This window comes from Peribacillus sp. BM1, from assembly GCF_056679975.1.
This window is the reverse complement of the sequence record NZ_CM155259.1, coordinates 1,775,427-1,798,679: the sequence shown is the minus strand read 5'-3', so window position 1 is coordinate 1,798,679 and position 23,253 is coordinate 1,775,427. Positions and strand designations below refer to the sequence as shown.

At 37.5% G+C, this 23,253-nt stretch carries 16 protein-coding genes and 2 pseudogenes; 6 read left to right on the top strand and 12 right to left on the bottom strand.

What is annotated here, in order from left to right; all coding sequences use genetic code 11:
* Positions 1-252: 252 nt before the first annotated feature.
* The 3 genes and pseudogenes from AC1MGI_RS08630 to AC1MGI_RS08620 all read right to left on the bottom strand — a co-directional run.
* On the bottom strand, positions 253-1,173 hold the full coding sequence (locus AC1MGI_RS08630) for a patatin-like phospholipase family protein (protein WP_480349343.1): 921 nt from the start codon (positions 1,171-1,173) through the stop codon (positions 253-255).
* Between the two features lie 571 nt (positions 1,174-1,744).
* Positions 1,745-2,899 (bottom strand): M20 metallopeptidase family protein, encoded by a 1,155-nt coding sequence (locus AC1MGI_RS08625; RefSeq protein WP_480349342.1) that lies wholly within the window; start codon positions 2,897-2,899, stop codon positions 1,745-1,747.
* Between the two features lie 18 nt (positions 2,900-2,917).
* Positions 2,918-3,319: pseudogene (locus tag AC1MGI_RS08620) on the bottom strand (YfcC family protein); the annotation flags it as partial.
* 489 nt (positions 3,320-3,808) lie between these two features.
* On the opposite strand from AC1MGI_RS08620, the gene AC1MGI_RS08615 reads away from it, so the two are divergent.
* Both AC1MGI_RS08615 and AC1MGI_RS08610 read left to right on the top strand, forming a co-directional pair.
* Positions 3,809-4,399, top strand: a complete 591-nt coding sequence (locus AC1MGI_RS08615) for a GNAT family N-acetyltransferase (RefSeq protein ID WP_480349341.1) — start codon at positions 3,809-3,811, stop codon at positions 4,397-4,399.
* Positions 4,386-5,864: a methyl-accepting chemotaxis protein gene (locus AC1MGI_RS08610; protein WP_480349340.1), complete on the top strand. Its 1,479-nt coding sequence runs from the start codon at positions 4,386-4,388 to the stop codon at positions 5,862-5,864. The genes AC1MGI_RS08615 and AC1MGI_RS08610 overlap by 14 nt, the downstream gene beginning before the upstream one ends.
* A gap of 142 nt (positions 5,865-6,006) precedes the next feature.
* On the opposite strand, the gene glsA is transcribed toward AC1MGI_RS08610, so the two are convergent.
* From glsA to AC1MGI_RS08585, 5 genes are all read right to left on the bottom strand, one after another.
* A complete protein-coding gene (gene glsA, locus AC1MGI_RS08605; protein ID WP_480349339.1) occupies positions 6,007-6,942 on the bottom strand; it encodes a glutaminase A in 936 nt (311 codons plus the stop codon).
* Positions 6,943-7,439: 497 nt separating this feature from the next.
* Complete coding sequence (locus AC1MGI_RS08600) at positions 7,440-8,306, bottom strand: MBL fold metallo-hydrolase (protein WP_480349338.1); 867 nt, start codon at positions 8,304-8,306, stop codon at positions 7,440-7,442.
* Positions 8,303-9,763 (bottom strand): Na+/H+ antiporter NhaC, encoded by a 1,461-nt coding sequence (nhaC, locus tag AC1MGI_RS08595; RefSeq protein WP_480349337.1) that lies wholly within the window; start codon positions 9,761-9,763, stop codon positions 8,303-8,305. The genes AC1MGI_RS08600 and nhaC overlap by 4 nt, the downstream gene beginning before the upstream one ends.
* Before the next feature lie 670 nt (positions 9,764-10,433).
* Complete coding sequence (locus AC1MGI_RS08590; protein WP_480349336.1) at positions 10,434-10,652, bottom strand: NADPH-dependent FMN reductase family protein; 219 nt, start codon at positions 10,650-10,652, stop codon at positions 10,434-10,436.
* Between the two features lie 337 nt (positions 10,653-10,989).
* Positions 10,990-12,378: an amino acid permease gene (locus AC1MGI_RS08585; RefSeq protein ID WP_480349335.1), complete on the bottom strand. Its 1,389-nt coding sequence runs from the start codon at positions 12,376-12,378 to the stop codon at positions 10,990-10,992.
* Between the two features lie 434 nt (positions 12,379-12,812).
* Between AC1MGI_RS08585 and AC1MGI_RS08580 the strand changes: the two are divergent.
* The 3 genes and pseudogenes from AC1MGI_RS08580 to AC1MGI_RS08570 all read left to right on the top strand — a co-directional run.
* Positions 12,813-13,168: pseudogene (locus AC1MGI_RS08580) on the top strand (purine-cytosine permease family protein); the annotation flags it as partial.
* A gap of 300 nt (positions 13,169-13,468) precedes the next feature.
* The gene (locus AC1MGI_RS08575; protein WP_480349334.1) at positions 13,469-13,951 is read left to right on the top strand and encodes a ribonuclease H-like YkuK family protein; all 483 of its coding nucleotides are present in this window, start codon (positions 13,469-13,471) and stop codon (positions 13,949-13,951) included.
* Between the two features lie 509 nt (positions 13,952-14,460).
* Entirely contained in the window at positions 14,461-14,844 is a 384-nt protein-coding gene (locus tag AC1MGI_RS08570) for an SLAP domain-containing protein (protein WP_480349333.1), read from the top strand.
* Between the two features lie 396 nt (positions 14,845-15,240).
* On the opposite strand, the gene AC1MGI_RS08565 is transcribed toward AC1MGI_RS08570, so the two are convergent.
* The gene (locus AC1MGI_RS08565) at positions 15,241-16,506 is read right to left on the bottom strand and encodes an erythromycin esterase family protein (RefSeq protein ID WP_480349332.1); all 1,266 of its coding nucleotides are present in this window, start codon (positions 16,504-16,506) and stop codon (positions 15,241-15,243) included.
* A 368-nt stretch (positions 16,507-16,874) separates the two neighbouring features.
* On the bottom strand, positions 16,875-17,762 hold the full coding sequence (locus tag AC1MGI_RS08560) for a helix-turn-helix transcriptional regulator (RefSeq protein WP_480349331.1): 888 nt from the start codon (positions 17,760-17,762) through the stop codon (positions 16,875-16,877).
* A gap of 388 nt (positions 17,763-18,150) precedes the next feature.
* On the opposite strand from AC1MGI_RS08560, the gene putP reads away from it, so the two are divergent.
* Positions 18,151-19,626, top strand: a complete 1,476-nt coding sequence (putP, locus tag AC1MGI_RS08555; RefSeq protein ID WP_480349330.1) for a sodium/proline symporter PutP — start codon at positions 18,151-18,153, stop codon at positions 19,624-19,626.
* Positions 19,627-19,782: 156 nt separating this feature from the next.
* Here putP and AC1MGI_RS08550 read toward each other — a convergent pair whose 3' ends face one another.
* Positions 19,783-20,763: a DMT family transporter gene (locus AC1MGI_RS08550; protein WP_480349329.1), complete on the bottom strand. Its 981-nt coding sequence runs from the start codon at positions 20,761-20,763 to the stop codon at positions 19,783-19,785.
* Positions 20,764-21,631: 868 nt separating this feature from the next.
* Complete coding sequence (locus AC1MGI_RS08545) at positions 21,632-23,095, bottom strand: protein adenylyltransferase SelO (RefSeq protein WP_480349328.1); 1,464 nt, start codon at positions 23,093-23,095, stop codon at positions 21,632-21,634.
* Positions 23,096-23,253 lie beyond the last annotated feature (158 nt).

Here is a 23,253-nt window from a genome sequence, read left to right as displayed (position 1 = left end):
GCGCACAGGACGTGCGCGGTTTTAACAGCAGGTCATTCATGAGCTTTGATGCAATTCGCAAGCTTTTTTACCGGACTTTTTGAACAACAAATACAGACATCAAAGCTCCAAGCACACCTCATGAAAAGTGTGCTCATATATACCTCATTTATGAAAATGGCTAAGCAGAAAACACATGTAGCGAAAAGAGGTCCGCTTTTTATGTTTGGTCACACTATAGCCCTGTTTTGAGGAGATAGAGTTTTCTTTTATCTACTTATTCTTTACTCTTTGCATTCGTTTGATCTTATATTGTTCAAAATCCCACTTCGACAAAAATTCTTTAGTAGAGGTATAGCCTGATTTATAGAGAAAGTCGATTTCACCCTCATTCAGTTCAAAATCAGTTGCGCTGATGTCGCCAGTAGGAATTTGAATCGTGCGTTCAATCGCTCCTTCGTTCATATATCGTAAATCATGGGCTTGAAGCATCGTTTTAAATATATTTTTAAAAAGGTGGATTGGCGTTGGGATAACCGCATTTATGTTCACTTCATTTTTCACAAAATGGAAGCCGAACGTTGGAAAACGAGGGTTGTCTGTATCAAATATCCAGATTGGGAAGTTACTAAGCAAACCACCATCTAAAATGTAGGATTTGTTACGGTCTTTTGATTTCCAAATAACCGGACGGAAGAAAAATGGCAAGGAAGTACTCATCATAACGGCAGTCGAAACTTTTAAATCAGCAGGAGTCATCCTATAACGTCCCAAATCATCTGGCAAAACAAGCATTTGGCCATTCGAAATATCAGAAGCAATAATCTTTAACTTGCCTTCTGGAAGGTCTGCAAATGTCTTAATGCCTTTTTCTGCAAGAAGTGAATCCAACCATGTTTCCAAATAATCATTTTTATACATTCCTAGATGAACCATAAGTGCTAAAAAGGTGCCCACAACGGGAAATCGGTTCAAAATCGTCCTACCTCGAAGCTTTGAGAAATCAATGTCACTCAGCTGGTCTCTAATTTCATAGCTTTTATAGCCGCTTGCCAAAAGAGCAGCAATTACCGCTCCCGCTGATGTTCCAGCCAGCCTTTCCCATTCTACGTTTTCCTCTTCCATTGCTTGAATCGCACCGATAAAAGCAATTCCCCTGACTCCACCACCTTCAAAAACAGCATCTACCTTCAATGTTTTTCACCTCTCCATTAAAATTATTCATTACTAAACTGCTACGATAGCAAATTAACAATCATTTCAAGTAAAATTGCACAACTCCTCTTATTCTAAAATCCTTCTATTTTTCCATTTCGAAATTTGATTAACATACGTTTTCAGCTTTATGCTAAGCCCGTTTGGGATAACTGAATTCAGGTAACATTGAATACAGCTTTTCTTTATCCTATGAAAGGAGACAAGTTTTTGCTATAAGCCTTAGTCTATTAATTTTAAATGACAAAAAAAGCAAAACCGCCATTTCCATCTTTGTTCTTTGCTTTTTATCACTGTTTGGCAATATGTTACGCTAAAAAGTTTGTACTAACATAACTACCTTAGAAGTTCCTATATCGAATACTTAGTAGTCTCCTTCATCATCGAGTGACACTTTCATGAAGTCGCGGGGTTCTATTAATTTGAAATTAAAAACAGGACAGCTACCGATGAGCTGTCCTGTTTGATTAACGAAATATTAAATTATTCAAATAAAATCGTATCATATTCTCGCCAAATTACGATAAAGACGAATGAGAAGCATTCTTCCTTATTTATAATTTTTAGCAATATCAATAAATAACTTAATCGCTTCTGGTATAACCTCTTCATCAATGTCGAATTTAGGATGGTGGTGCGGATACATACTCTTCTCTCCACCCATGCCTACAAAGATAAACGCGCCCGGTTTATTTTGTAAATAATAAGAGAAGTCTTCTCCTCCCATCACTGGATCAACTAACTCGAATACATCATCACCAAAAGATTGGCGAATGACAGACTCCACAAAGCGAGATTCTTTAGGATCATTAACAAGCGGCGGCGTTCCAATGATAAAATCCACTTGACCAACTGCCTCGAATGCCTTGCAAATTCCTTCTGTTAGTTGAACCATTTTGTTTTGAAGCGTATCAACCGCTTGTGGTGTTAATGCCCGGATCGTACCGATTAATTTCGCTGTGTCAGGAATAATATTATAGGTTGTTCCCGCTTCAATCTTTCCAACTGTAATGACACCAGAATCGATTGGATTTAATTTCCGACTAATGATACTTTGCAAAGATTGAATCACGTGGGTGGCCACATAGATCGGATCAACGGTTTCATGAGGCATTGATCCATGTCCGCCTGAACCTTGAATCATGATTTCAAAGTCATCAATTGACGCCATCATCGGTCCATGTGTTAGACCGATTTTCCCTTTTTCCATCCCTTGCCACAAATGAATTCCGAAAATGGCATCGACATTTTCTAAAACGCCCTGTTTAATGAGCCTATCTGCTCCACTAGGGGTAATTTCTTCGGCCGATTGAAAAATAAGGACAATATTTGGTTCGACTTCATTTCCTTTTATCGATAGCCATTCGGCTACAGCTAACAATGTCGCTGTATGACCATCATGCCCACACATATGCGCCACGCCTGGATTTTTTGATAGATAAGGTTTATCACCTTCTTCTGTTATCGGCAAAGCGTCAATATCTGCTCTTAACGCGATCGTTTTGTTTCCTTTTGTCCCTTTTACAAAACCAATCACACTAGGTGGTTCGAAATCTAATATTTCTATTTTTAATGCTTCAAGTCTGTTACGAATAAATGCACATGTTTCGAATTCTAATCCCGATAACTCAGGATATTGGTGAAAAAAGCGACGATCTTCAATCGCTTGTTTAATTAACTGCTCATCTATATGGGTATACGACAAGAAAATCTCCTCCTTTGTTTAAAACGGTCCATAATGCATCCACTGTGCAATTATAAGTGCGATAATGGCAATCCCAATTTGAATAAAGAAAAAGGGCAATAACCACTTAATCCATTTCCCCCAAGGTATTCCCGCAACTGCAAGTCCAGCAATCAGGTAACCGCTTGTCGGAAAGATGATATTTGAAATGCCATCTCCGAATTGAAATGCAAGAACAGCTGTTTGTCTTGTAACACCGACTAAGTCCGATAATGGAGCCATTAGTGGCATCGTTAATGCTGCTTGTCCACTCCCAGAAGGAACGAGAAAGTTTAATCCGATTTGAAAGAATAACATCCCCACAGCAGTCATAGAAGCAGGGATTGTATCAATCGCTTGTGCAGAATAGTAAAGGATCGTATCCTTAACCCTATTATTATCTATTTATTAATAAGTCTGATTTGTGGAGATTCTTTTGCAAAATCTACCCTTATTTTATTTCAGGATTAAAAATCATTTATCAGATTTCAGACAAAAATTATTATACATATATATTAATTTTTATACAATGATATTTTTGTAACATAGATACTTATTCAGCATCCATCCTACTTAAGATTTTCTATCCAGAATCGTCTATTTCGTGCCTGTTATGAAAATTACGTCCGATTCCCTTCAAAAGATTGCTTCATTTTTAATGATAGATTTTTATAGAATAACGCTCTCCCTCTTTTGCCCTTCTTTATTAAAGTGAACAGAAAAATTGTTAATTCTTCATGAGGAAATTGTTGAAATTTAGTGAATTTTTTGTTGTTTCATGAAAAGCTTTATAAGATAAGCTAAAAATTTTTCATGAAATGTCGAATAATAACATGTAGGCCAAATAGCACAGGTAGTTTTTATCAATTTAATAATGGAGGAGTACAAACGTTGAATACAGTAAAAGAAAGAAGCAACATGATGTACAAAAAAGTTAGCACAGAAAAGGAACTTGCAACATTTCATCACATCAAGAAAGTGTCATGGGATGAGAAAGGATTCGAGATGGAATATGCAAAAAATGGTTCTGATTTATTTTTAATAGTTAGTGAAGACGGACAGTTTGGCGGGACATACGAAATCATACCTTTTGGAATTTGGACAAGTCCTTTTATAAAAAACTTATTTAGTGATGTTGTAACAAATGATATGAAGGTCATGGAAGTGGATAGTTTTGCCGTTTTACCTGAATATCGTGGAAAGCTTGGCAGAAGTGCGATTTGTTTAATGATTGATTATGCTGAAAAAAATAGCTACACACATGCAATTGGAATTGCGGATCCTAAAGTTTTTCGTTCATTTAATGATTCATACCATATCCCATCTGTACAGGTTAAGGATGATGTTTTTTACAAAGGCGCGTATGCAGTGCCTACGCTTTTTCATCTTAAAGAAGTTTATGAAAACAAGCATCTTGAAAAATATACTTGGCTTTCAACATTAATTGAACAGAAAGAAGGAGATTTAGTTGGAGAATATTGACTTGTTAGTAAGAAGAAATAACTGGGTCGTTCTAGTTTTTGCAGGCGTCATAACGACGGTTCAGTTATTGAACCTCATCCTTGGTATTCCATTTTCCTTTGTCGCGACAGTACTTGGCATCATCTATGGCCTATTAGCTCCGTTTGCCTATCTATCCAATCGACCACGCTGGAAAGAAAAACTGTCTGGCTTCATGAAATATTTTAATTTAATTGTCATTGGCGCTTTCATGTTCACGGTGATCAGTATTGATCCACACATGATCAATATTATGAGTATTTACTTTTATGTTGCCGTTATGGGCATTTACCAAGACAAAATTATTAACGGGTTAACCATTTTAATCACATTAGTAATCGTTTCTTATTTCTTTTTTACACAAGGAGATGTCATTTTTCATTCAACGAGTCCTGTTGATTTAATGTATTTCTTACTTACTTTTTGTTTTGTATCATTAGCTTCTATATTGCAAGCATATTTCAATAATAAGTTACAGAAAGATGTAGTCGTGCAAAAGTTAGAAGCGATTGAATCGCAAGAGAAATTACAACAAATGTTAGATGGCATTACTCATTCGCTGGCATCTGTAAAAGAGTATCAAGTGGATTTGAATCAAGCAACGGATGGTGCAAATACACGCGGTTTAGAAATTGTTGCCTTATTAGATGAAATGCTTCAAACTTTTGATGCTCAAACGGAAAAATCTAAAGATTTAAATAGAGGCATGGAATCTACGAATAATCAAGTAGACGATATGACAAGCTCCATTACGGAGATGCACAATTATGTAGAGTCTACGAAAATGGCAACCCATGAAAGTGGGAAACGGATTGACACGTTGGAGAATGACTTAGTTACTTTCAATCGGGATATTCAAGGTACGATTCATCTTATGCAAGAGTTAAATGAGGAAACAGAATCAATTGAAAAAATCATTCAGACGATTTCTGACATATCAAAACAGACGAACCTACTTGCTTTAAACGCATCAATAGAAGCAGCACGAGCAGGGGAACATGGGAAAGGATTTGCTGTTGTAGCTGAAGAGGTTAGAAAATTAGCAGAATCCTCTAAAGTATCATCTGACTCTATTTCCGAATTACTTTCCGGAATCCATTCAAAAATGAATACAGCTGCAAACACAATTTCGCAATCGCAAAAATCAATTGAGAAAAATACAGTCGGAATGGTTGAAGTGAAAGGAATTTTCTCTAATGTGGATTCATATATGCAAAACATTTCTAACCAAACAAAAGATCTGCAAGATTTTATCTTGAATGTACGAAGCATGATGCAAGAGGTTGGTGCAGGTGTAGAAATAAACTTAAATACAACTGAAATAAATAAAGAAAGTCTTGATGACACACTCCAACTTGTGTCCAATCAACAAAAAGAGATTCAAAGTATGTCAGATGGATTTGTAAGGCTTGAACAAGAGATATCTGTGTTACTGGATAAGAGATAAAAACACTAAAGAAGAGAGAGGCCGTATTCTTGGCTTCTCTCTTTTTTGTTCGATATAAAAAAGGTAACTTTACATTATAGAAATTTAGCGTCAAACTTACTTTTCCGGGTACAACAGCCTGTTAAATCGGGATAGACCTTTTCTAAAACATACTCAACTGATAATTTTTTGATAACAGCTCCAATAATTTTATTCCGGCAATACTGTTTCCTTTTTCGTCTAGGGCAGGGCCAAAAATTCCAATGCCGAACTTTCCTGGTACAGCACCCATAATTCCACCCGATACACCGCTTTTCGCGGGAATGCCAATTTTGATGGCAAATTCTCCAGAGGCATTATACATGCCACATGTCACCATAAATGTTTTACAAATACGAGCGACATCTGTAGGGATGATTTGTTTGCCACTTAGAGGATCGACTCCATCCATTGCAAACACCAAGCCGATTCGGGCCAAGTCCAAACAATTCATCTCTATGGCACATTGTTTTGTATATAAATCCATTAGTTGTTCTACATCTGTATTCTCAGCCATCATATTATGCTGTTTTAAAAAATAACATAAAGCCCGGTTTAAATGAGATGTTTCAAATTCAGAACGTGCTACTTCCTCACAATAACCGATTGTTGAATCGTTGGTCATCTCCTGAATAAAGGATAAGAGCCGCAAAAACCGCTCTTCAACCGTGTTCCCTTTAATCATATTTGTCACAACAAGAGCACCTGCATTGATCAAAGGATTTAACGGTTTCGTGGGAGCCATCGTTTCTAATTTCACAATTGAATTGAACGGATCTCCAGTTGGCTCCATTCCAACATGCCCAAACACATCGTCTAGTCCTCTGTCCATCAAGACTAAAGCTAAACTAATCACTTTTGAGATACTTTGCAGGGTAATCTTTTTTCCGATATTTCCTGCTGAAAGACAGCGCCCGTCAGGATAGTGAATAGCAATGGACAAATCGTTTGCCTTTGCTTTTCCAAGTGCAGGAATATAGTTTGCAACCTTGCCGTTTTTTGTACAGATCCTCGCTTCTTCCACTAATATCTTTAGTTCATCACTAGATTGGCATGGCATATTCATCACCCATAGTAGTATATGCCAAATGCTTTAATAATATAATATACTTGTTATGGCGCATAACTTTTCGGGGCTGGTTCCGAAAATTCTCATGCTGGTGTGCAAATTCTAATCTGGCGCGAAAAGTGATCATTCCGGCTCGCAAATCAGGAATCTGGCACGAAAAAGGCTCATTCCAGCTCGCAAATCAGGAATCTGGCACGAAAAAGGCTCATTCTGGCTCGCAAGTTAGAGATCTTTCACGTACGTTGCCCTTCTGGCGTGTAAATCTCAGAGTTCGACTCGTAATCATGATTCCCGGTATCGAGCTCTCTTACTTTTCGTGAAAGAATAGACAAAAGATTGTTGCTTTCTTTCCTATTCCTCTGATTTTTGTTTAATATAGAAAAAAGGTCGAACCATTACGTGTCATAAAACGCGCCTGGTTCGACCTCACTATCATTCCACCCCTGAAGAAGTGGGCTTTTTCGTTTGGTTAGGTCTGTAAAAAATCCTTATAATAAAATTTCCATACTCTCAACAGCAATGTGAAACCCTCTGTCCTTTACTTGTTTGATAAAGGAGTTTTCTGGATCTATAACGGGGTTGGTATGATTGAAATGGGTAAAATATATAGCTGTTTCATCCACTAAGTCTTGCAGGCGATCCATTGTTTCCGTCATTACCGGATGAGGAATTTCTTTATAATCTCGCCCCATTCGTTCAATTTCTTCTATTGAATAGAAAGTCCCATCCAATAAGCAAATATCCGCTTCCTTGGCCATTTCATATATATCACGATCCCATTCATCCCATCGATCGATGTCAGGTATATAAAGTAGTTTACGAGTCGGCCCTTCAATCCAAAATGCAAAAGTCTCAGAAAACTCATTTCGGTGCGGGACTTCCACAGGAGTTATTCGAACAGCTGATGTAAGTTCGACGGGATGTTCATGTGTGATCTCTATTGGATTAATATTTTCAAGATCAACTAGTTGCTTCCATGGTGCATGATTTTCTAGTAGCTGCTTCATTTTTTCACCACAATAAACAGATGTTCCTTTAGCGCCGATCGCTTCTTTTCCTAAAAACATTAATCCAGGATAATGTCCAATATGGGCATGAGTAAGCCAAATGCTATCCATCAATTGTTGTTGTAGCCGGTACTTCATTTGGATAAATGCCATTTGCTCCCTTAAGTCAGGAGTTGCATCAATCAAGTGCCACTCTTTTGACTTTGGTAGAATAATAGCCAAGGAAGAAGCAAACCTCCGAAACTTTGCATCTTCTATTGCTTTTACACAGTTCTTGCAAAAACAATTCGGATGCGGGACACCAGCATCTTGCGCTGTACCAATGATATTCACGATGACTTCGCTCATGTCAATTCCCTCCTAATTGATTCTGTTTCTTGCACCTGTTCCTCAGAATAATCTTTTTTCGTTATCGTCCAACCAGTAAATCCATAAATGACATTGATAAGGGGAACAAGGAAAGCAAAAAATAGATATGGAATAAATTGCTCTACTCCTACCCCTAACATATTCGCTGCAAAAACAGCTGGTACACCCCAAGGCACCAGTGTGATTCCGACTGTTCCTGCCGCTTCAACACATCTAGATAAATTTTTCGTATCAATTTTTAAATCTTTATATGTTTGAACAAATGTTCTTGCAGGTAAGATTATCGCTAAAAATTGGGCACCACTTGCGAAGGCAACGATAAAAGTCGATACAATCGTTGTCGCAATTAATGAACGAGCCGTCTTTATTTTATTGATGATAGGTCGAATTAAAGTTTGGAAGACACGAGTACCTTCTAAAAGGCCTCCTAAAGCTGTAGCAATGGTTAATAAACCGATTGTATTAAGCATGGAAACTATTCCACCATTATTTAATAAAGAGTCAACCTCTTTGACACCGGATTTAGCCGTGAATCCATATGTCATTGTGTTAACAACGGAAGTGATTGATTGACCTTGTATAATAAATGCTACTAATCCACCCAGCAAGCCAACAATCATTAATGTGGGCAAAGCTGGCAAACGCTTCATCATAAGTAAAATAGTTAGTACAGGTAATAATAACAGCAAGGGATGAATGAAAAACGTCTTTTCAATCCCCGCCAAAATCATATCAATTTTCCCTGTATCTACAACATTTTGCTGTGACCCATTGCTGATTATTCCATATAAAACGAGTGTAATGATAAATGCAGGAATGGTATCCCAAAGCATATGGCGAACATGACTGAATAAATTCGTTTCTGCCATTGCTGGTGCGATATTCGTCGTATCAGATAGAGGTGATAATTTGTCTCCAAAAAATGCCCCTGATATAACGGCACCAGCAATAAGTCCTGGGGGAAACCCCATCCCTTCACCAATTACCATAAACGCTAAACCAATCGTGGCAATCGAAGTAAATGAGCTACCAAGAGTGACGGAAACGATCCCGGTAACAAGAGCGACAGCTGGAATAAAGAATGAAGGGTGAATAAATGATAATCCATAGTAGATCATAGATGGAATCACACCACTAGCAATCCATGTTCCCACGATCAATCCAATAACTAGCAATATAAACATCGCAGGCAAAGCTTTTGAAACACCATTCACCATCATTTGCTCCAGCTCATCCCATTTATAACCACTTATCACTCCAACAAGGATTGTCGCAATGATTCCAATAATTAAAGGAATAAACATACCGGCTTTCCAAATTAAAATAGAAGCAGCTCCTGCAGTCATTAAAGTTACAATAGGCAATAGCGCTAAACCAATTGATATATTTTTCCCCATCTTACTTTTCACTTCCTTTATTAATTGTTTGCTTAACATAGGCATCCTGCTTATTAACGGACAAACTGGAGGAACTTTAACTCAAGGTAAGAGAGACAGCAGACACTTGTCATGACTCATCCCCTTAATAAATTTTACATTTTATTACCAATCTTAATGAAGGGCTTCGATCCCCCAAAAGGACGGAAGCTTCGTAACACCACCCTCATTAACAAAAAAATTTATTCACTCATTTGAATAACGGCATTGCCGGACAGAAGCCAGCTCTCTTGTTACAACCAACTAAATGTTCGGTTTATTTCGCGCTATCTACTTAGTTTCTGAATTTCCTAAATAATCAGTTACTTTTTCAATTCAACGCTTTTACGCTTTTGTGTAAGTGAGTATGTTAGTATCTTAATATAAGACCTCTTAGCGTGTCAATCGACTATTTTTTAATAAGATTTATTCAGTCTAAAAATATTTCTCCCTTAAAAGACGAAAAAGCCCATTTCTATAAGAAATCAGGCTTTTTCCAATTAATTCTTCTATGATTTTAACCACCACTTCATAGCGGGTTATAGTGTTAATCCAGATATTAAAGATGTAGTGGCATGTTTCTAATTTTTATGTTTCCGATCTTCTTTAATTCGGGGTGACCCAAAAGAAAAAGGTTAGACCTCGCCACACTGATTGAAGTTTCAATTTATCTGTAAATTGGAGTTGAATATCATCGGCTTTCTTCTTGGACGAGCTGGAGCACATTTGCAAGTCGCTCTTCAACCTGAAGATGGAGCTGAAATTGATTATTTTCCGCGTACTCAATCTGTGCATCAAGCACGAATGCACCTTTTACTATCATTCTCGCACCTAGTGCCGATAGTACCGGCGTCAAGGCATACTCAATGACTAACAAGTGACCAAACGATCCACCAACGACAAGCGGCAATATCGTTCAAAATCCCTCTATTTATTTCCCCTTTAACCAAGAATAACATCCATTAATTTACAATACACTTTATCTTTCATAAATAGTAAAATGAACATTTCTAATAGTATGTATTATGAAAACAAATGATACGATTTTAGATATAACCACTGCTATGCAGAAAATATTAGTAAACGTCAAAAAATCCTCATCCGCTTTGGAACAGATGAGGAACTTTTGACGTTATGATTAAATGGAGTGGAACGGGTAGAGATGTTTCTTTACACTAGTTGTTGGATCTTCAAATCTAGAATAACTTGTATCACCGACTCTTTTTATCAAAATGACTCAAAGCTACTTACCCAGTAATATCATCTTCCGCACTAGTCTCTAACGGTACTCGCTTATCCATTTTTAACAAGTAATAACTTGCTGCAACAATAGCAAGGAAAATGACTCCCACAATAAGGGAGATACGAGTTCCAGGGTTAAACCACATTCCAACCAACACCATCAGTAAAAAGGCAATTGTTGCATAGTTACTGTAAGGAGCAAAAGGCATTTTGAACGGATGGTTGTCCATTTCTACAGCTCTTACCTTTCTGAATTTAAGCTCACTAATAAGGATGACAAACCATGGAATCATTCCAGGTAAAACACTAGCACTGTACACATAAAGGAATAGTTGTGGCGGTGCAAGGAAGTTCAAGATAACACCAATTACCAAACCTAAAAGGACAGCGATTGTACAATATGCTGGTACTCCATTTTTAGATATTTTCGCAAAGATTTTCGGTGCTTGACCGTTCAATGCTAAAGTGTAAAGCATACGCCCTGCACTGAAAATCCCACTGTTACATCCAGACATCGCTGCTGTGATGACGACAAAGTTAATAATACCTGCCGCTGCTGTAATACCGATTTTAGCAAAGGTTGAAACAAATGGACTGCCAATATCGTCTAGTTTATCCCATGGATAGACGGTTACGATGACAAAAATAGCGCCAATATAAAAGATTAATATACGCCAAATGATCGTTTGGATCGCTTTTGTTATAGTCTTCGTTGGATTTTTTGCTTCACCCGCAGTGATTCCGATCAGTTCAACACCTTGGTAGGATGCTATGACTAGGGAAAGCGCGAAGAAGAAACCTGAAAAGCCTCCTGTGAAGAAGCCGCCATTTGCCCAAAGATTTGATAAGCCAATTGCATCGCCGCCATTTCCTAATCCGAAAAAGATCAGACCTAGGCCAGCAATAATCATCAATACAATCGTGACAATTTTAATTAGCGCAAACCAAAATTCAAATTCTCCGAAAGATTTTACAGAAATGAGGTTTGCAGCTCCTAAGATAACCATGGCGACCACACCTGGTATCCATGCGGGTAGATCTGGGAACCAATACTTCATATACATTCCAACGGCAATGATCTCGGACATTCCGACGATTACCCATTGAAACCAATTACTCCATGCAGTCATATAACCTGCTAAAGGATGAATATAGTTACTTGCAAAGGTTGCATATGAACCCGTAGTAGGCTCTAAATAAAGCATTTCTCCCATAGAGCGCATGATGAAAAATATAAAAAAACCACAGACAGCATAAGCTAGCATGACAGATGGTCCAGTCCATTTAATGGTACTGGCTGAGCCCATAAATAAGCCAACACCAATCGTACCGCCCAAAGCAATCATTTGAATATGACGTGCCTCTAGCCCTCTCTTTAATTCTTTATTTGCCAAAATTAACTCCTCCAATTGCCTATATTCCCTAATTAAGGCCATTATAGACTCTATCTATCTAATCCAATACTTTTTCTTATATCATAATAATATGTTCTCTGTAAAAATACAATTGTATTTTTAGAAAATCACTTACCAATATTAGCATATCAATCATTTCCATAAACTTTTTTCGTTTTCAGGAGAAAATTAATATTTCATTAAAATAAGAGTCAGACTTCACATCCTCTATATATCGTTTTAAATGGATATATAGAATGCGATTCTGACCCTGTTTTGACATAAGACTATGCTTCAATCAAAAGTAATTGATGAAAGAAAAATAACAAAATCATAAATACTCATTTCTTTACTAAATCAGACGCCTTATCCGCCTCAGCTACAAAATAAAAGCCTTTGGCTAACACCAACCGAGATTCATCCCCTCCCTATCCTTGGGTCTCACCCTTCACAGGCTTGAGGAAGGGGAATTCTTTCGGAAGGGTTGTTTAAATAAAGTTCCACGTGAAAAAAGGAATATAGGGTGGGTAAGTATAACCAATATTACCTTTGGCATCGCAACAGCCATTTTCTATTTTTAAATAAGATGTGTTATGGCACTTCCATTTGGCGCCATTAATGCGATTATATCCTTCACTTATGCCATCATCGTTGCTGGGATACTCGGAACATTCATTGCTTATCTTTCGGAAAAATCTGGGAGTAACGTCATTTTTTTATCGAGAGGCGGTGGATTCGGCTATATCGGCCATCGTTAACCTCGTTCATTTATGCCACAAACTTCATTTTAGCCAGTTAAATCCGAAGAAGTCTTCTTTCTAAACAATCAAATCAATCTTCCAATAACCCCTTCCTCATCTTTTCATAATAAATGGCTTAGTACTTGAATATTATTCTAATGAGATGATCATTCCCCATAGAAAAATAAATCGCTCACCACACTTGCCTGACACCATAAAAGGTTTTTTTCATAAAATACAGATAAGAACAGATTTTTGGATTCATTAATTGGCGAAGAAAGTTGTGATATGACCATATGAAAAATGATTTGAGTAATCAGTACCTGTTTAAAAATTTACAGGAAAATGCGATGTCATTTGACCAGGTTTTTGAGCAAATTGTGAAGTTCATGCAATCGCAACCATGTAGTAACTTTCGATTAATGGTAGGAACAGATTCTCAAGTTCATCAAACACATACGATCTTTATAACAGGAATTGTCATATTTAATGAAGGAAATGGTGTATGGGCTTGTATTAGAAAAGTCATGATTCCAAGGAGAATGCTGCATTTGCATGAACGAATTTCCTATGAATTATCTTTATCAGAAGAAATTGTTTCCTTATTTACAGAAGAAAGAAAAAATCAATTAATCGATATCGTTCTCCCTTACCTTTATCAAGGAGCCACATTTACAATGGAAGGCCATATTGATATTGGCGCTGGAAAAAAGAATAAAACAAGTGAATTTGTAAATGAAATGGTAGCAAGAATGGAAGCCATGGGTGTCGAGCCGAAAATTAAACCGAATGCTTTCGTCGCTTCAAGCTATGCAAACCGTTATACAAAATAGATTGTTATTGCCTAATTATTACGGACAAAATAAGTTTTATTTAGGGTAGAAAAAAGGTGGGCAACCAGGCAATCGCATCGTCGCCAAATGACCCCCCCATCGTTCAACTAAAAATATGGCTAAATCTGAAAGAAGCAGAGCTAATGAACAATCATATTAGTTTAGAGAGAGGTTCGAGAATTTCTTGTCGATGCAGTATGGTAACATGCTAGATTATCAAAAATTATAGGATGAAGAACATAAAATTGAATTCAGTACATTAAGTAAATCAATCAAAAAACCGGACAAGCTAAGTTCCTATTTTTAGACTGGAGCGAACAAAGAAAAACGTATCATGTACTACTGATTTAACCTCTACTGTACATATAATACCAGCCCACCGGTCCCTACATGATATTCCTCTTCAAACACCTTAAAAGTTTCTGATTGAGATCCATACTAAACGTGCAAAACTATACCTGCTTTTCTATGTGTTAAAATAAAGGTATTTAAAAGGTAGGTGGCACTAGATGCAAACACTTCAGTATGAATCATCGTGGGATAAGACCATATCCAATAAAGATCGTAAAACTATTGAGGAAATTTTTCTAGAAACGAGTTTGCCGAATCATAGTTTTATTCAATTCACTCCTTTATGGCAAGCAATGAATCATAAAGGCGAATTATTGGTCACCGTGCTTGTTCATAATTTCAGTCAACAAGTCTATTCATTTATTAGCAAAAAACTGCGTTATCTTGAAAATAACGAAATCATGGCTGAGCATACTTTCACCCTCCCTTCACTAACTGTTCCGCCAGAAACGAGTATGCCATGGACATTCATTTTTCCTGTTGAAAGTTTGAAGAGCCATGGATCATTAGAGATTGGCCGTTTAGAATATTTAGATGCTTAAATTCAGTTTGTCTGCTCTGATTTTTTCTTAGAAATAGGAGTCGCAAAACGAAAGGTATGACCTTTTTAGTTTTGCGACATCTCCGTAATGTATTATATAGATTTGTAAAAAAATTCTCCCTCAACTCCAATTTTAAATAACAGAGCTTGACATAGAGCTGCATTATTGAAAATGGTCGTAGAGACAGATATAAAAATGAGCTTCCTCACCTTTTCTATTTCCATTTAATACTGTTGTTCCGCAATGCCCCAGTGCAAAGCATATCGGTTTTTAATAATAGAATGAGTTAGTAAGTACTGAAAAAAATGAATTTACGAAGTTTGGAGATGAACTTACACGACAGAGGTGCAATTTACCGTGGGATGTCGTCAGCAAAGTTACTTTACTTAAATAGTACTATTCTATTACATTTGTTGGTGTCGCTACTTTTACAATAATAATACCGTCATATGCTTCATTGGGCGTCATTTCAATCGTGTAAAACGCCTTTAAAAACTTGTACCATGCGCGGAAATCATCCCCAATATTTGGCATCTTCTGCTCCTTCGTGATGATATCCCATAACTCATCCGACTCACTCACTTTTCCAAAATCAACATAGAAAATATTTGGCTCCACTTTACTGAATGCATCAACTAAATCATTGTGATTCTCCAGCGTATGAATCTGTCTTTCACCAGAGCCACCATTTTTCGCCTGAAACTCGCTGATGATAAAATCAGTACCAATTGCAAAGTACTCTTCACCATATAACTCATCTAAATAATTTCCCATCGATTTGTAGCCAGCTAACGATGCAGATGTTTTTTCAATATGCCCGTTATGTCCGGTGATGAATATTTTATCGTGACCTCGCGCTGCTTCAAATTCAACAATCCATTGTAAATTGTCAGCCAAATATTGATCACGAAGTTTCGTATAATCTCCTTCGTTTAAAAATAATTGTGTACGCTGTTTCATGATTTGTGCATATTGTAAAGCAAAGGCATAGGCATCAGTAGACGATTGTTCCACGTAAGTCACTTCATTTGATTGCAAGTCTAAAATGATGTTTTCGATTGTTTCATCGATCTCATTCAATTGCTCCGTCGTTAACTCACGCATTTTATCATTTGAAACGTGTTCCAGCTGTGATGCATATTTTTTTACTGCATCTGCGTTTACAACTTTATAATAGTCAAGCACACCTTTTTTACTGTAGTCATAGCGTTGCATATCGTTCCCATAAAAATAAACTTTCTCGTCCTCCCTCACCGTCGCGTTATAATCATGCATCCATTGAACAAGATCAATCATTTGTTCCGTCTTATAAATACTATAATCAAGGGTGTTCACTGCCTCTTCTGCTGTACCATTTCCGTTTAAAATGAACTGATTAATTCGTTGTCCGCCTCCAAAATCACCTTCTAAGACAAAAACTCGTAAATTTTCATTTTTTACCAATATTTCAAAAACATCTTTTTTCAACTCTTGAAATTCCATGTTTCCATGTGTTGCCTCCCCCAAACCGATTACCTTTACATTATCTGGTATATCAATTTGTTCAACGTTTGAAATGTATTGATCTGTTTCTTCAACTGCTTCGGTACTCCCGCAACCTGCTAATAAAACCAAAAGAGAAATTACTGTAAATAATAAAGAACTCTTTGTAGAAAAAATCATTTTATATCCCCTCATTTACTCTGAATTTATAAGACACTAACGCTGGTTTGTGAAAGACAGATTTTTTATTGAACATGCCTTTTTACTAAAACAAACTGAATGATGGGATTCGTAATATACGTAATACATAAAACTATGAAAAAGAAGTCTATGACCCAGAGTATTAATAATGAAGTAAAAACAACTTTATAACTTATGTATGCGCTACTTTTAACTACAAAATTAAATAAACAAAATGCTAAAACAAATAATTTTTTGATTCATCAAATAATTCAGACTACCAAAAAGGGATTGAGGCTATTTTTCGAATTCCCAGATGCAAAAAGTATTGCATAAAGGTGCATTCAATATATTTTTTCTCACTTTCTCTACTCCCACTCTTCAAAAGATAAATTTGAAGGTTCGTCTAAGAGATCAACCGCAAAATCAATATTAGTCGTCGGTGTAGCATTATCAACTTCCTCAAATTTAAGTTCATCAATCCAAACTTGCCCATGCCCTGAAAGTAGAACGCCAAAGGAAATGACTGTACTATTTTCAGGTATATCTAAAACGATATAATAATGATTCCATTCAGTATCTCCGACGATTGGCCGGTCACTCATATTATCAAATTGCAACACATCGTGAAGTGCATCATCTACTCGCATCCAAAATCCACAGAATCCATCAACATTTTTTGATTTTAAAAATCCAGATAGTTTTAATCGTTTGCCAAGATATTTATTTGCTTTAAATTCTTGCATCATTGTTGCAAATTCACCTTGAGATTGTACGGTTACAGATTGTAAAACTCCAGATGCTTTCCCTTTATGAAAGATTTCTCGGTCAATTCCCATCTTATAATTAAACGGGTGACTGCCACTTAAGTGCCATCCTTTCAATAACTGTTCATTTTTCAACATGATTTCCTCCCTTTGTAACGTTAATTTACCTATGATTTTACGATATTGTCCTGGCGGTAATTGATAATATTTCTTAAATGAACGAGTAAAAGATTCTTGTGTTTCAAAGCGATAATAGAAAGCAATATCTATTATTTTTTCATCCGTATAGAGAAGCATATTGGCTGAATTAGCAATTCTTCGATAACGAATATATTCAGATGCGGTAACGCCAACCTCTTTTTGAAAAATACGATGAAAATGATACTTTGAAAAACCAGCAAACTGAGCAATATTTTCTAACGATAATTCTTCATCTAAGTTGCACTCTATAAATTCAATGGTTTTTTGGATGATAGGACTGTAGCTCATTCTATGAACCTCCCTTACAAATAAGATAACAGAAAAAACGGTGATTTTTTTGACATATATTGCTTTTTTATAAATGATTATAAATAATATGAAGAAAAAAATAGTTCTCTTTTTTGATAACAAATAAAAGAACCGTTATTTTTATTAAAATTATGAATAACGATAACTACTAAGGTATTTTCTAGAAAGAAGACCGATAGGAAATTTACAGTTTTTTTCATACCATGGAAATTAATCGACAGATTCGGGCAAACACTATTTCATGAATCCGCCCTCTTCTCAAAGAGTAATTGAATTTAAAGAAGTATACCCTTATTATAAAATATAGAAATAATCTAAGTCGTAACAAATATGTTATGAAAATACTAATTGAGAAGGAGGATTTACTATGTCCAATGAAATGTACCAATTAATAGCAATTATTATTTACATGGCTGCGATGGTTTTCATCGGTTGGTATGCATTTAAACGAACATCTAACCTAACGGACTACATGCTTGGCGGACGTTCACTTGGACCAATGGTTACGGCTCTCAGTGCTGGCGCTGCGGATATGTCGGGCTGGTTACTTATGGGGCTTCCAGGTGCAATCTATTTGAGCGGTCTTGTTGAAGCATGGATTGCAGTCGGACTTACGGTCGGTGCATATTTAAACTATGTACTCGTTGCACCACGTCTTCGCGCCTATACGGAAGTGTCGAATGATTCCATTACGATTCCGAGTTACTTGGAAAGTCGTCTGAAAGATAAATCGCGTCTATTACGGATTGCTTCAGGTATCATTATTCTTATTTTCTTTACTTTCTACGTATCTTCTGGAATGGTTGCGGGCGGGAAATTTTTCCTTAGCTCATTCGGACTTAACTATCACGTCGGTCTTTTGATCGTATCTGCCGTCGTAATTTTCTATACACTGTTTGGTGGATTTTTGGCGGTTAGCTATACGGATGTTGTCCAAGGTCTTATTATGTTTTTTGCACTTCTACTTATACCGATAGCCGGGTTATTTCTTACAGGAGGTATTTCGGACACAGCAACGAGCATTCGGGAAGTTAATCCACAATTGTTAAACTTCATTTCCGGTGCTTCCTTCCTCGGTATTTTGTCAGCTGTTGCATGGGGGCTTGGTTATTTCGGTCAACCGCATATTATTGTTCGTTTCATGGCGATCAGTTCGGTTAAAGAAGTGAAAAGCGCTCGTCGCATTGGAATCAGCTGGATGTTCCTTAGCCTTTTTGGAGCTGTTGCAACGGCACTTGTCGGGGTTGCTTATTATCAGCAAAGTAACGCTACACTTGCAGATCCGGAAACCGTGTTTATTACTCTCGGGCAGATTATCTTCCATCCGTTCATTTCGGGAATTATGCTTGCAGCTGTCCTTGCAGCTGTTATGAGTACGATTTCTTCGCAGCTGATCGTTACGTCTTCGGCGCTCATTGAAGACTTGTATAAAGCGATTATAAAGACAGACGCAACAGATAAACAATACGTATTTTTAGGTAGAATGGCTGTCCTTGTCGTATCAATTATAGCGGGTGCGCTCGCTTGGCCAAATGACGAATCCATTTTGAAAATCGTATCGTTCGCGTGGGCAGGGTTTGGTGCTTCCTTCGGTCCGATCATCTTACTTTCGCTATACTGGCGGAAGATTACAGCTAAAGGTGCTCTTTTTGGAATGGTTGCAGGTGCGATCACCGTTATGATTTGGGGCAATGTTGCTTCATTGTCTAATACAATTTATGAAATTGTTCCCGGTTTCATCATCTGTTGGATTGTTACATACTTTGTAAGTATAGCAACATATCGACCGAATGCTGAAATTGATAAGGAATTCGGAGAAGCACTTGAACTTCTAAAAAAATGATGGGTCTGTCCCATAACGACAGGGTCTGACCTCGTACTATATACTGTGTATAGAGTACGAGGTCAGACCCTTTTGAGACACCCTAATGGTAATTGTTTATATAGACATATCATGTTGTAAGAGGTGCATGATATGTCTTCTTTTCAAATATACTAATCAACTCTTTGACTTTTTTACGTTTCCTGAAACGAGAATAGAACCTAAAAGTACGATTACCGCACCTATAACAAATTGTAAAGTAATAGGGGTACCAATTAATAAAATTTCAGTTATTATAGCCCAAAAAACAAAAGTATTGTTAAGCGATTGACCCCTAGCAGCACCGATTAAATTAATGGACGTGTAGTATAAAGAATAATTGGCAAAACCTAATAAACCTGCTATAACAATTAACCATACGATGTTAGATGACGCTGCCTGAAATGCTAAAGGATATCCTTGCATAAATGGTACAATTAATAGTCCATAACAGAGTGCAGAGGTCATCTGTCTTATATTAATTGCATATAAAGGAATGACTTCTTTTCCTTTCATTCCCCAAGCACCAATCACCCCTTCAAGTCCCCAAAATACGGCAGCACCTAATGAAAACAATATTCCGATAAAAAAATGACTATCGGCGTTTAACTTCGATGGCACATAGGCTAATATAATGACTCCTATGATACTTAAAAGAACGCCGAACCAAGTTCTTTTGTTCATTTTTTCCTTCAAAAAAAAGAAAGCAAGCACAGCACCGATCCCAGGGAATATAGAAGCGATACTGGCCGCATAAGTTGCTCCTACATATTGAATACCAAGAAAATAAAAAGTCATGGCTAAAGGACCACCGAACAATGCCCCCAATATTAATATTGCTCCGCTCTTTGTTTTAAACAACTTTAATACATTTATAAATTCACCTTTTATAATCATAAATAAGGATACCCATAGAGCAGAGAAAAAATCATGCATGAAAGCGGCGATGATTGGAGCAAGTACAACAGCCTGTTTAAAAGGTGTACTAGCTATTATAATGCCAATGATCACCGAATCTATTCCCCAAGCAACAGCTGAAGTAGCCCCTAGGGTTATACCCATTCTAGCTTTTTTATTACTTCTTACATTCATCAACACTACCTCTTTTCCAAAAATCATTTCACCAAAAGGTTCATTGTATGCTGAATGGTAAGAATACATCTTGCCACGCCCCACTAGAAAATGTAAACTAGCGCATACACCCGTTCATTGCTTATCACTTCTCCGTGCCGGCTGCCAATTTATATTTAATTTGTCTATCAAGAGTAAAGTTTATACCTCTCTATACAAAACTCCCATGGCGTTAAAACTCCACCATTTACCATGAAGGATTAATCCTATTGTACGCTACACCAGCCTAATCACAATGGTGGCGGTGCGAAGCCAGACTTTGAAATACTTTCTTAATAAAGTACATATACCCACTAAGTAGATTGGCTACATTAGTAAGTCGCAAAGCCCCGCCCCATATCCTTCATACAAAACAAGATAAAGCTCAATTGCTTGTTCAAATTCTTTTTCCTGATAAGGATTAGCTCACGTCTTACCCACATTAATATAAGGCTTGAAAAAGGATTTTTTATATAATCTAAATGAAGAAAGAAGGAAGGAAAAATGAAGATCAAACACATCACTCTAAATGTTACGGAGGTCTCTGCTTTTCAAATTTTTTTAGAAACTTATTTTGGTTGGACGTATAAAAACAACTGAGGAAATGGTTTTGTGGTAATGCTTGCATCATCTGAAAACTCTTCACAGTGGATTCATAATAGAAGCAATGTTGTCTGGATTACAAGTTGATACTACTATATTTACAATTTATAGGATATTTTCTTTTTCAGTTGCATAGCCATTTCATTGAAGTGATAAAAATAATTTCCGTTAAACCCCATATCCCCTAACGAAGAAAAATAATGCTACCTTAGAAAGAGGCAGCATTATTTTGTAGCTATAGTAAACCGATGCAAATACCTCTAATGCTTATATATCAAGTACCGCAAAAGGTTTGGTAAGGGGTTATTGACTTTGGCAGTGTGGAGTATTCAGCCTGTTCGGTGGAGTGCGCGTAAGGGTTGGAAAGAACATCCAAAAGCCGTTCCATCACGCTGTAATCTCCTTGTTCCACTGCAGCTTCTAATGCTTCTTCTACCCGATGATTTCGTGGGATTACAGCAGGATTGCTGGTTTGCATCAACTGTTTTACGAAGTCTTTCGATTCCTGCTGTCTGCTTAATCTCGCCTGCCAGATCTCATGCCATTGGGCGAATTCCGAAGTGCCAAACAGGACCGTATCCTCCTGTTGATCAAAAGTTAACGCCCGGAAAGTATTGGTATAATCCGCATGATGCTTTTTCATCAAAATAAGGAGGCCATTGATAAGGTCTTCATCCTCTGACTCTTCGTTAAAAATCCCTAGTTTCGCTCTCATTCCCGCGAGCCAATGAGAGTGATACAACTCCATAAAATTCGAAATCTCGTCCTGAGCAATTTCGACAGCCTGCTCCTGATTCTCATGCAATAGTGGCAATAAAGTTTCAGCAAACCGGGCAAGATTCCACCCGGCCATATACGGCTGATTACCATAGGCATAGCGGCCTTGAATATCAATGGAACTGAATACCGTTTCTGGGTCATAGCTATCCATGAAGGCACAAGGACCATAATCAATCGTTTCTCCACTAATGGTCATGTTGTCGGTGTTCATCACTCCATGAATAAAGCCAACCAATTGCCATTTGGCAATAAGCTGAGCCTGACGCTTGATCACTTCCTGAAGGAGCGATAGATAGCAGCTCTCACCAGCTTCAACGTCTGGATAATGACGTTTTAGTGTATAGTCAGCCAAGATTCGGAGTTCCTCAACTGTACCCCATTGTGCAACATATTGAAAGGTACCGACGCGCAGATGACTGGCAGCCACACGAGTCATAATTGCTCCAGGTAACTCGGTCTCGCGGATTATTGACTCACCAGTTGTCACCACTGCTAGACTACGAGTGGTAGGAATACCTAATGCATGCATAGCTTCACTGATGATGTATTCGCGTAACATCGGTCCAAGTGCCGCGCGACCATCACCCCCGCGGGAGTATGGCGTTCTCCCTGCACCCTTAAGCTGAATATCTACCCTCTCACCTTGGGCTGAGATTTGCTCGCCTAGCAGCACCGCCCGGCCGTCCCCTAACATATTAAAATTCCCGAATTGATGCCCCGCGTAAGCTTGAGCAAGAGGCTTGGCGCCTTTTGGAATCTGATTTCCAGCTAGCACCGCTACGCCATCTTCGCTTTCCAGCTCTTGAATGTTCAAACCCAAAGATGTTGCCACCTGGTTATTAAGAATAATCAACTTTGGTGAGCGCACAGGAGTTGGGTTAATACTGGTAGAAAATGATTTCGGCAGACGGGCATAACTGTTGTCTAAGTTCCAACCTATTTCTTTACTGTTTACCATAGTTTCTCCTTTTCTTCTTTTGACTTTTGTACATGCCAAAACACACTACAGTCCTTTTTAATGTCTACCTCTGCCAAGTTATTATACCGTTTCCACAGGCATATAGCGCCTTTTAAGTAAAGGTGATTGCCTATCACTATTCTAGCTTTGACATCTTG